The organism is Dyadobacter crusticola DSM 16708, assembly GCF_000701505.1.
Lineage (GTDB): Bacteria > Bacteroidota > Bacteroidia > Cytophagales > Spirosomataceae > Dyadobacter > Dyadobacter crusticola.
Genome location: NZ_JNJB01000031.1, coordinates 1 through 10,724, shown reverse-complemented (window position 1 = coordinate 10,724; position 10,724 = coordinate 1). Strand labels below are relative to the sequence as shown.

Annotated in this window: 12 protein-coding genes; 5 read left to right on the top strand and 7 right to left on the bottom strand. The window is 43.8% G+C overall.

The features are described from left to right. Both Q369_RS0121800 and Q369_RS0121795 read left to right on the top strand, forming a co-directional pair. A partial coding sequence (locus tag Q369_RS0121800; RefSeq protein WP_031529859.1) for an integrase core domain-containing protein occupies positions 1 to 300 on the top strand: 300 nt, incomplete at its 5' end. Positions 301 to 371: 71 nt separating this feature from the next. Next, complete coding sequence (locus tag Q369_RS0121795) at positions 372 to 668, top strand: hypothetical protein (protein ID WP_051664210.1); 297 nt, start codon at positions 372 to 374, stop codon at positions 666 to 668. 39 nt (positions 669 to 707) lie between these two features. Here Q369_RS0121795 and Q369_RS0121790 read toward each other — a convergent pair whose 3' ends face one another. The 6 genes from Q369_RS0121790 to Q369_RS0121770 form a co-directional block, all read right to left on the bottom strand. Next, positions 708 to 1,220 carry a DinB family protein gene (locus Q369_RS0121790; protein ID WP_031529857.1) on the bottom strand — a complete coding sequence of 171 codons (513 nt, stop codon included), beginning with the start codon at positions 1,218 to 1,220 and terminating at the stop codon, positions 708 to 710. 20 nt (positions 1,221 to 1,240) lie between these two features. Next, the gene (locus Q369_RS0121785; protein ID WP_031529856.1) at positions 1,241 to 1,765 is read right to left on the bottom strand and encodes a dihydrofolate reductase family protein; all 525 of its coding nucleotides are present in this window, start codon (positions 1,763 to 1,765) and stop codon (positions 1,241 to 1,243) included. A gap of 90 nt (positions 1,766 to 1,855) precedes the next feature. Then, positions 1,856 to 2,047, bottom strand: coding sequence for a phospholipase D-like domain-containing protein (locus tag Q369_RS0121780; RefSeq protein WP_157488277.1), 192 nt, complete (start codon positions 2,045 to 2,047; stop codon positions 1,856 to 1,858). A 293-nt stretch (positions 2,048 to 2,340) separates the two neighbouring features. After that, positions 2,341 to 4,245 (bottom strand): AAA family ATPase, encoded by a 1,905-nt coding sequence (locus Q369_RS28000; RefSeq protein ID WP_262485496.1) that lies wholly within the window; start codon positions 4,243 to 4,245, stop codon positions 2,341 to 2,343. Positions 4,246 to 4,265: 20 nt separating this feature from the next. Further along, positions 4,266 to 4,721, bottom strand: coding sequence for an AAA family ATPase (locus Q369_RS29725; RefSeq protein WP_051664208.1), 456 nt, complete (start codon positions 4,719 to 4,721; stop codon positions 4,266 to 4,268). A gap of 70 nt (positions 4,722 to 4,791) precedes the next feature. Next, on the bottom strand, positions 4,792 to 5,118 hold the full coding sequence (locus tag Q369_RS0121770; RefSeq protein ID WP_031529854.1) for a hypothetical protein: 327 nt from the start codon (positions 5,116 to 5,118) through the stop codon (positions 4,792 to 4,794). Positions 5,119 to 5,411: 293 nt separating this feature from the next. Here Q369_RS0121770 and Q369_RS0121765 point away from each other — a divergent pair, with 293 nt between their 5' ends. The 3 genes from Q369_RS0121765 (at position 5,412) to Q369_RS0121755 (ending at position 10,297) form a co-directional block, all read left to right on the top strand. Further along, complete coding sequence (locus Q369_RS0121765; protein ID WP_229206919.1) at positions 5,412 to 6,854, top strand: SGNH/GDSL hydrolase family protein; 1,443 nt, start codon at positions 5,412 to 5,414, stop codon at positions 6,852 to 6,854. A 191-nt stretch (positions 6,855 to 7,045) separates the two neighbouring features. After that, positions 7,046 to 8,431 (top strand): SGNH/GDSL hydrolase family protein, encoded by a 1,386-nt coding sequence (locus Q369_RS0121760; RefSeq protein ID WP_031529852.1) that lies wholly within the window; start codon positions 7,046 to 7,048, stop codon positions 8,429 to 8,431. A 222-nt stretch (positions 8,432 to 8,653) separates the two neighbouring features. Further along, the gene (locus tag Q369_RS0121755; RefSeq protein ID WP_229206918.1) at positions 8,654 to 10,297 is read left to right on the top strand and encodes a sialate O-acetylesterase; all 1,644 of its coding nucleotides are present in this window, start codon (positions 8,654 to 8,656) and stop codon (positions 10,295 to 10,297) included. A gap of 95 nt (positions 10,298 to 10,392) precedes the next feature. Here Q369_RS0121755 and Q369_RS0121750 read toward each other — a convergent pair. Next, on the bottom strand, positions 10,393 to 10,724 hold a 332-nt coding region (locus Q369_RS0121750), incomplete at its 5' end, for an integrase core domain-containing protein (RefSeq protein ID WP_031525397.1).

Here is a 10,724-nt window from a genome sequence, read left to right as displayed (position 1 = left end):
ATATTTAATACCGATCAAGGTAGTCAATTTACAAGCCCGGGCTTTATTCACCCTTTGTTGGAGAAGGGGATACAGATTTCCATGGACGGAAAAGGAAGGGCACTAGACAATGTCTTTATCGAACGATTTTGGAGATCACTCAAACAGGAATATGTGTATTTAAACCCTCCGAATGGTGGGATGGATCTGTATCGGGGAATAAAGGCATATGTAGAATTTTACAACCGTCGACGTAAACACACCGGAACCGGGTATATTCCAAATGATCTATTTTTTGAAACCAACGCCAGAGCATCCTAATTAAACTTAATTGTAACCGCTGGCTGTCCAGTGAAACGGGAGTATTTCATTAGTTTTATCGGGTTAGTATTATGGAGACAAAAGAAGAATTTCAAATGCGACTGCAAGGCTTGATGCAGAAAGCAGATCAGGCGATATCAGAAGGTCGTGAAATACTTGTTAGACAGGGAAAAGTGCTTGATTTAAGCGAATGGGTCACAATTAAAGAGTATTGCAATCGCTTCGGGATCAAGAACACGGAAACCGTAAGCAACTGGATCAAGCGCGGTATTATTCCGGCTAGTGACACGTTGGTCATTGAGGAATTTAACAACATTCGAATGGTCAAAGCCAAACCCTACAGGGTTATTGCTGGCGATATTGTTTAGGTAGAATATGCCCGGCACAGCCCGAACTTTACCTGTATGTTAATCGTCAACTCGGAAAACCCATTCCGAACGCATATTCCGCTCCTGCCTCAATAACAAATTCAGCTGCGCGGCGTGATGCTGCACGTGTCTTAAATTGTAGAGCAAAATTTCCAAAACGGAATAATCCATATCGCCGCTCGGCTCTATCCAGCGCTCGCTTACTTTTTCTTCGGTCAGACCAAAAATCACTTTCCTCAGCTTCGCCCGGACATCCTCAACATATGCCAGCATTTCAGGCTGCGTATAATGCATATCGGGCACCATATCTCCCACAACACCGTCGGGGATCTCGTCCGGTTCGGTAAAGGAGAAAGGAAGTACGGAGTGAAATTCTTCCGGGGCGGGAATAGTCAGGTAATAATCTGCAAGGATCAACGCGTGGTAAGAGATGTAGAAAAACCGCTTTTTAGTCTCCCACAGATCTGCGGGACAACGCTCAATCGCATTTCCCAGCGTATTAATACCCGCTCCGAATTGTTGCCAGAGGCTTTCCTTGATGGTTTCTATCATGTTATGTTTATATAATCCTGCTAATCCCGTCTATATCGCAGCTGCACCAGGCCGGAATCAAAACTCTTGGCCTCAACCAGCTTCAAATCCGCACCTGGCCGACCATCCTTGAAAAGCCGGATTCCATCTCCCACAAACACGGGAATAATGGAAATAACAAATTCATCAATCAGGCCGCGCGTCAAAAGCTGGTGTACTACTTCGGCGCCGCCGTCGCAGAAGATCGTTTTGCCTTCTTTTGCCTTCAATGTCGCGACTAACTCGCCAATGTCGCCGGTATAAAAATGCGTGTTGCCGATACTTTCCTGCGGCGTTCTTGTAATGATATATGATTCTTTGTCCGCGTGGCTAAACTCCGGCACATGCTGCATTACCCAATCGTAAGTTCGCCGGCCGACGATCACCGTATCCACTTCGGCAATAAACTCCCGGTAACCATAATCCTCTCCCTCCTTTTCCACCTTCGCCAAAAACCCAAGGTCGTCGCCCGGCGCAGCAATGTAGCCGTCGACGCTCGTAGCAATGTAAAGAACTAGTTTTCTCATTTTTCAGTAGCTAACAGATTCTTATAAATCGTAATAAAGGAACGTGAGTTTGTAGACTTTTACACACCGAACACTAAGTTCGTCCGGTACCTACCCCCGTACTTTGTCACCCTGAGCCTGTCGAAGGGCCAACCCCTGAAAGAAAAACAGCAGATCATGAAATGACCAGTAGACATTCGGCGCGTCGGGCGAGTAACCCAGTTCTCGCTGTGCGATGATGTAGCCGCCATACAATGCCCATAAATGATCACACCAGGTGTCGGGCGAGCTGGCACTCAGCAACTCTTTGACCTTTTCACCGTAGGCCATACACGTAGAGTCCTCAGACTCGGGGGAGTTTGGTTTGTTGTACATTACCTTACTTGTTTTGGGATGAATAAAAAATGCCCTGTCTTCAGGTGTCCCAGTGTAAGTAAATCACACTCGAGGCGCTTTCGCGGTCCTCACACCATAACAGGGCAATGTCAACTAGCTTTTTCATAAAATTTACTTGTTTTGGGAAGCTGCATATTCGGGAGAAAACTGTTGGGATGCAAACAAAAAGAACGGGAATTTTTTAACGGTTCCCTTAAGGCTTATTGGATGCTTTCAACAAGTGCATCATATTGATCAGGGTCTGCCTCCTTCATCCTTTCAATAACATAAACTGCAATTTGATTCATAGATTCTACGTCAACAGGTTCAAGACTCCTGTCAAACCTATTTTCCAAATGAGAATACTCGTTTGTCACCCGGTTAACTAAGCTAAAAGCAACATGATCATTTTGAAAAAACTTTTCAATGCGTTGATCATTTGTTAGTTTGTGACTTGGATATTTATAAAACAGATATGACTCTAAAAATTTACGCATATTGTTTCCAAAGCTATATTGAAGCTCGTCTTCAATGTATTCAGGGCTCGATCTTGAACAAAGGTAGATTTGCTTAAATAAATAATTAAATTCCGTGGTATAGTTTCGTAAGTAGTCGGGAGCAATTTTCAACTTCGAGCTGCTTTTGCTAGCTCTCTCTACAATAAAATAGTTGACATCCGGTTTTGGCTTACTATCTGTCGCTACTTTATATTTAGGTATAGTTAATCTCTTCAAATATTTAAGAAAATCGAGATTATGCGTGGATATAAAAAGTTGACTAAAAAGGAGCGGTTTGGCAATGATATTTTCTATCAAACTAAACATAAAAAAGATATGATTACTGTCGAGGCTTGAAATAGGATCATCAATATAGACAATCAACCCATTCTCAGCCAGATTGCCTTTTAATTCATCTTCTATTTTCGCTATGAAATAGCAAAACGAGATTAAGCTACATTCACCTTCACTTAGGTTGTTTGCCCTATTGCCATCTCTCTCAATGACAAATTTCATTGTTGGCGCATCTCCTTCCGGTCTTAATCGCAGATCGGCATGCCCAAAAAAATGCTTCAAGTGCTTATTTATCAGTTCGGCACCTTTCCCCTCATCCTTAGCTTTTAACTCTAAGCCTGCTTTTTGCTCGAATAACTGATCTATCACATCCTTTCTCTCACGTAGTTCAGCTCTATTAGCTTCAACTATGCTCCTTTGTAGCGACAAGGCTTCCAGGCGAACTTTATAATCGCTCGAAATAACAAAATTGGCAACTTCATTCAACCTAAGCTGCAAACGTATTTTTTCTTGATCTGCACTTAATGTCTTTGTTTTATTTGCATGAGCACCAATAAGTCGGTTAAAGGCCTTAATTGTATCAAGCAAGTCGTCCGATAGATCTTCAATTCTAAGCAAATCTCCTTCGGTGAATATGTCCCTTTCCCTCTCCTTTAAACGAAATATCAAAATCTCAATATTTGCTAGATATTGTGTCACTTGACCCGTCCATGTTCCAAGTATTGTGTTAAATTCTGATTGTAAAGAGCCGTAAAATTGACGTTGGTCTAACTGAATGAAGCCTTGAAGCCGTTCTTTCGCAGATTCTAATATCTTAACCTGTCTAACTATTGCCTCTCTAAGAGCTTCTGACTCTTGACTAAAATGAGCATCGAGTTTGGCCCAAAGTTGTTTGTTAATAGGATTTCCACAAAATGCGCAATTTGCTCTTAGTCCTTTATGCTTTTCTATCCCCTGCCGAACCCACTCTTGTAACAAGCTATCATTCACCAAATCGGTGATTGGCACACTAGGTTTGATTTTTTTCCTGATAATGTCACGAGTTTCATCGTAAAATTTGGAGAAATTTGGTTTACTCTCTTGTATTGGTACTATATCTGCCAGCTGAACTTCTTTCAAAAGCAAACTTAATTCATTTCTAGAATCATCATCGACAATAAATGATGCAATATCAGATTCGATTGTAGCTATATCGCTTTTTAAGTCGTTGATCGAATAGTTTCTTTTAGTTGATGTAGCAATAAAAAGATTCAGATTTAGTTTAATATCATCATTTGCCTTTTTCCTCAACTGTTCTTCCATTTCTGTTTCTTTCTTGCGGCATTCTGCGGCAATTTCCGCGAACGAATCTTCCTTTACCTTGTAAGCCGCAAGCAGTCCATTTCCGTCCTCCAGATTCCCAAGACAATCTCAATCTCCTGAATTTGTTTGTCCAGCTCAACGTTAGACGCACCAAGAATTGTAAACGGCTCGATAGTACCCTCTTCGTCATTGTGAATCCAACTTAGATTTTCTTTGACAAAGTCAGTGTTATAGACGCGAATTTTTATTGCTTTATCTATAATGTCGAAGTTAGACTGATCAATCAACTGACCACTATCCAATGTAATTGAAAATACTGCATCTTTATGATGTTTGTGTAAGCAGCCATTTTCGATACACTTGAAAATTCTAGATAAAGTAGTTTTGCCAGAATAATTTCTGCCGTAGATGATATTTAGTCGCCGAAACGATGCAGTCTTGCCAATGGTCGAATTCCAGTCATACTCGTCAAAAAGTCCAAATCGTTTAATATCAATTTCCCTAATCATGCTAATAACTTGTTTATTGAGAGAAGAGCTTTGTATTATTTGGTAATAGAACCATTCAACGGAAATTTACTTAGATAAAAGACACTTCGGTTAAAATTCCAAAATGGGCTGCGCAAATACCTGAAAGGCTTCCCATCACCATATCTGCAGACTTGCCTAGATTAAATTCCCGGTACTTTTCCAGCAAGTCTTTCGGTTTTGGTCTCATGTTCATTTGCCCCCAGCTGTGCGTCTCCTGTCCCACGAAGAGAATCTTGTTCTCCATGGCGCAATATTCGTCGAAAACATGCATCAGCAACGGTGCGGAGACATTATTTTCCCAGGTCTCGGCATAAATGGAGTCGGTGTACTTTTGATAGATTCCGAGTAATTGGGCATTTAGTGATTCAGCGGTCATGATAGAGGTTATGAACTTCCTATTTAACAAGGATAGCGATCGATCGAAAACCGTTAAATAAGTTTTGTGAATGTATTTAACAGCCCGCCTGACCGATCAATAACCGATAATAGCAGTTCGGACATCGCTGCTTTTTGCGTAATAATCTGCAAAAGCAAACCAGCTATTATTGCGCCATACTTATCTCGCTAATAATCGCAACGGAGGGCCAACATCCTCCTCCGATCGATCGCGTCCATCCCTGGCGAACAGGTAACCCTTGTCTATTCATTTCACTTTAACAAACTAAAATAATGAAGAAGCTGCTGTTCTTAATCATCCTCACTGCGTGCAACAAACCTACGCCCGGCTGGCCCGACCCCAAACCACAAGAGCCGGTGTACATCCCCACCGCCGAAGACTCTGCGAGAACCGCCGGACCATTTATGCGCATTCATCCGATGGGACAATATCCGGAGATGATTCATAGCAATTTGGAGCGGCAGCCGAAGCTTAAAATTGAGGACTGGCTGTCTGCGCCACTTCCGACAGCCGATTTTGGTCGGATTCTCAAACCGGGACAGCAAATGGAAATGGTCGCATTTGGCGGCGGGCTGACTGCCGGTGTCATGAACGGCGGCATTACCCGTGAAAGTCAGCAAACCAACTACACGAACTTGCTCGCGCATCAAATGGGTATCAAAAACTTCGCAATGCCGCTGTTCGAAAAAGAGCACTTTAATGGAACAGGCTATTACGTATACCGTAACACGACAGACGGATATCCGCAGTGGGACCGGGTGGTGAACAATACTATTTCGGTTGTTCCGGGCAAGACAGCGACAATGCCGAAATACCAGGGAAAGATCTCAAATTACGGGCTCTACTGGGGAAGCACTGAATGGTTTGTTCCCGGCTGGGGCTGCGAGAATTGCTCGTTAACTACACTGCTTGCTTCTCGGTTAGAGGGTCACGTACCGACTGATTTACCTTACAACTTTATTGTTATTGAAGAGTTCTTTGATCGCTGGATGGAAGGAATTAGGACGACCAGGCAGATTGGAGGTTTTGATGAAGCATTTAATGGCTCTATCATGAACTCGGGTAGAATTACTGATTATTCAATCAACTATGTTCTGCATGGTAAAAAAGGGGTGATTTTTACTATCCCGCGATATCAGGATTTACCTTACATGGAATGGTACTCGATGAAGAAATTTCAAAACGCATACATCACCTTTGATCGCGAAGGTGTGGCAGATGAGGTGATCGATTTTACGAAGCCGTTTTCGCTGATCCCAACAGCCCGGCTACATAATCTTTGCAAAAGGTTTGCGGGCGGCACCTTTTCGGCTAATTTAACTGACATTGAGGTAATCGATGCCACGGAAAGCCATCAGTCCGATCCTGCACTCTACTACAACCAGAAGATCAGGGACTTTGCGGCAGAGAAAGACCTTGCTGTGGTGGATCTATTTGACCTATATCAACGCATTCATCAAGGTGGGTACAAAACAGATGACGGTGTTTCAGTGGATGGGACTGCTTATGGAAATTTCTTCTCATCAGACGGTATTTATCCAACGCCGCTAGGACAGGCCATTATTGCTAACGAGGTAATCAAAGCGCTTAACAAGCATTATGGTTCCAAGATTCCGCTGATCGACATTGTGGTTTTGCCAAGGCTGTTGAGGGAAAATAGTTTTTTCGCAGATAAGTACCAGGAGACAAGGACTACATATCTACCCGATAAATAGTTGCTTCCGGCCAATCGCGCATTGCTTTGTAGTACTTCAAATCAGTAGCGATCAAAAGTGCTACTATTACGCATCCTTATCAAACCAATAGTTAAGCCTTCCAGGACTCAACGTCATTTTAAAAGTATCTACATCATTCATGAGCAGGATCGATGATCAGTGTTTATATATTTCACTTTAACAAACTAAAAATGAAAAGACTACTGCTGCTTTTAGCACTCACTGCATGCAACAAGCCCACCAACAGTTGGCCGGAACCTAAGCCGCAAGAACCGGTTTACATTCCTACCGCACAAGACTCGGCAAGAACCGCCGGACCTTTTATGCGCATTCACCCGATGGGACAATATCCCGAAATGATCCATGACGATATCGAGCGTCAGCCAAAGCTTAAAATCGAAGAATGGCTGTCTGCGCCACTTCCGACAGCTGATTTCGGCAGAATTCTTAAACCCGGACAAGAAATGGAAATGGTCGCATTCGGCGGCGGGCTCACAGCCGGTGTCATGAATGGAGGCATTACCCGTGAAAGTCAGCAAACGAACTACACCAATTTGCTCGCTCACCAAATGGGCATCAAAAACTTCGCAATGCCACTGTTTGAAAAGGAGCATTTTAATGGAACCGGTTATTACGTATACCTTAAAACGGCAGACGAATATCCGCAATGGGACCGGGTGGTGAACAATACTATTTCGGTTGTTCCGGGCAAGACAGCGACGATGCCAAAATACCAGGGAAAGATCTCGAACTACGGGCTATACTGGGGAGGTACTGAGTGGTACGTACCAGGCTGGGGCTGCGAAAACTGTGCATTGACTACACTGCTGGCGTCGCGGTTCGAGGGGCATATGCCGGCTGATGTACCTTATAACTTTATAGTTATTGAAGAGTTCTTTGATCGGTGGATGCAGGGAATTAGAACGACCCCAAATATCGGGAGGTGGAATTACTCTTTTAATGGCTCTGTGATGAATACGGGAAGGATCGAAGACTATTCGATAAACTATCTTTTGAACGGAAAAAAAGGGGTCATTTTTACGATTCCTCGTTACCAAGATTTGCCATATATGAGCTGGTATCCAATGAAAAATTTTAAAAGTGTCTATATTTCTTTCAATCGAAACGGTGTAGGAGATGGAGTTATTGATACTTCTAAACCATTCTCTATTATTCCCACACCGCAATTGGATGGGCTTTGCAAAAAATTTACTGGTGACCACTTCATGGCCAATTTCCAAGATATAGAGGTCGTAGACTATGGCGAGACTTATGAATCTGACCCCGCCACTTATTATAATCAGAAAATCAGGGATTATGCCGCAGAAAAAGATTTGGCCGTAGTTGATCTTTTTGACCTATATCAACGCATTCATCAGGGAGGCTACAAAACAGATGACGGTGTTTCAGTGGATGGGACTGCTTATGGAAATTTCTTTTCCTCAGACGGTATTTATCCTACGCCGCTCGGACAGGCCATTATTGCTAACGAGGTAATCAAAGCGCTTAACAAGCATTATGGTTCCAAGATTCCGCTGATCGACATTGCCGGTTTCGTGAAAACTAACGGTCTCTAAATGCAGCTTCCTAAAATCATTCATCCGCACATTAATTTTTTCACAATGAACAGTTTCATAAAATGGATATTCATATGCGCATGCCTCCTGACAAATATTGGCAACGCACAAACGGTAACATTATCCTATCCAATCAACAATTCCGTAATTCAGAGAAGTACACTTAACAGCGCCACAGCCACTATTGCAGGTCAGTTAATTCATAATACCCTTGCAGTCACAATGAGTTACAGGATTCGAACTGTGAGCGCTACGGGCGTCGTTGGAGCGGCGGGGCTGGCTACAAACTTGAGCCTGGCCGCAAACGGCATGTATTATACTACATTGACAGTCAACAAAGGCTGGTATTTATGTGAAATCCTCCTGAATGGCGTAGTATATGCCTCCGCAAAATTCGGTATTGGTGATGTATTTATCATTGCTGGTCAATCCAATGCGCAAGGAGTTGAAAAGTCTAACTATTTGTTGCCGAGCAGTGCCGGTATTCCGGAATGGATTGTCGGCACCTTTCATGACTACACTTGCACCAGAAATATCCCAAGCGGGGCCTTTAATGGTATGTTTTCGTTAAACACGCCTGATGAAGTAAAGCGGCATAGCAGGTTGGGGCCATCTGGCAATACGATCTGGGCTTATGCCGCATTGGGTAAGCTCATCTCCGACGCAAACGGAGGAATGCCAGTTGCGTTTTTCAATACCGCCACCGGCGGATCGTCGATCACGGAATGGAAGCAAGGAGCCGACGGAGTCGAAGCTAAACATCCCTATACGGGAGCGCAGGTTTGCCTAGGTTACCAAGGTGGATCCATAAATCCTGCGGACTATTACGGCTTGCCATACACTACGCTAAAAAACGCATTAAACTCTTATGGATCGCTATTCGGCGTAAGGGCTGTACTTTGGCACCAAGGCGAGACAGATGCCGATTTGAACGTCAATCCCATTTACAAAGCAACAAGCGCTGCGGATTATCAGGCCAAATTACAAGCGGTGATTGCAAAGTCCCGCGCTGATTTCGGAGCGCCCAATCTTACCTGGTATATTTCTAAGGCTTCCATTAGCAAGTGGGGACCTCTGAATGGAACGGTCAGAACAGGCCAGGCCAATGCAGCATCAGGTGCGCCGAACCTCAGTGGCCCGGATACAGATTACGTCACGGGAAGCTCAGGCGCTACTACCGACATCGTTGGTGTGAATAGATACAGAGGAGACACCACTCATTTTTACGAAGGTCCAGGTTCAATCAAAGGACTTACCTGGCTGGCGAATAAATGGTTCGCAAGCATTGGAAGTTTAGTTAACCCCATTGCGGCAAGTTGGGTACCTCAATTGACCTATTCGAAAAATGGAGACCTAAGAACACTTACTGCTCCCGGCGGGGGAGTTCAATATGTCTGGAACTCTACGAGCATGAATTCACCCGGCGTCCCAGGAGGAAACGCAAGTGTGTACACTGCCGACGGGAAGCATCTTGGCATTAAGTGTCACATGAAAGACGCAACTGGAAACTGGCACATATCGGCGGCTCTTAATGTAGGAAAGTACGAAAGTCAGCGCGAGGGTTTTGAGATCGAAAATGACAAGGAACCCGAACTGCCTGGTTTTGAATTAACCGCCTACCCAAATCCATTTACTTCCAGTTTTACAATTGCATTTGACATCCCCGAAGAAAACAGCCATGTCAGATTGGAGGTTATTGATATTCAGGGCAGAATCTTGAAAACTGTAGTGAACAACCCCCATGCCAAAGGCAAGTGGCAGTATGAAGTGATGAATCTGCCTGATAGTGCAGGTGAAATATTGTTTTGCAGGTTGAAGGTTAATGAGAGCAATACAGTGCGGAAGCTTGCGCGGGTGGGTAGGTAAGAGACGAAGATAGTGCTTCACCTATGCTCCGACAGGTAGAGGTCTTCCGAAATATCCTTATACTGTCAAATAACCTTTTGTAAGTGCCCCGTTTTTCAGACAGTCATTTGTTGTTGAATTACTTTTTTCACCAGCAACTCCTTCCACTCAAATGGGGTCAAATTGCCCAGTCCTTCGTGCGGCCGTCGCTGATTATATTCTTCGATCCACTCAGCTGTTAGTTGCCTGACCTGATCCAGGTCAAAGAACAAATATGCGTCTAATACTGCTTCCCGATACAGTCGGTTAAATCGTTCGATATAGCCGTTTTGAGTTGGCTTCCCCGGCTGTATATACCTAGTTTCAATGCCTTTCTCCTCACACCAGATTGCAAAATCTTTGGAGGTGAATTCCGGCCCATTATCGGATCGGATTGCTTTTGGGAAGC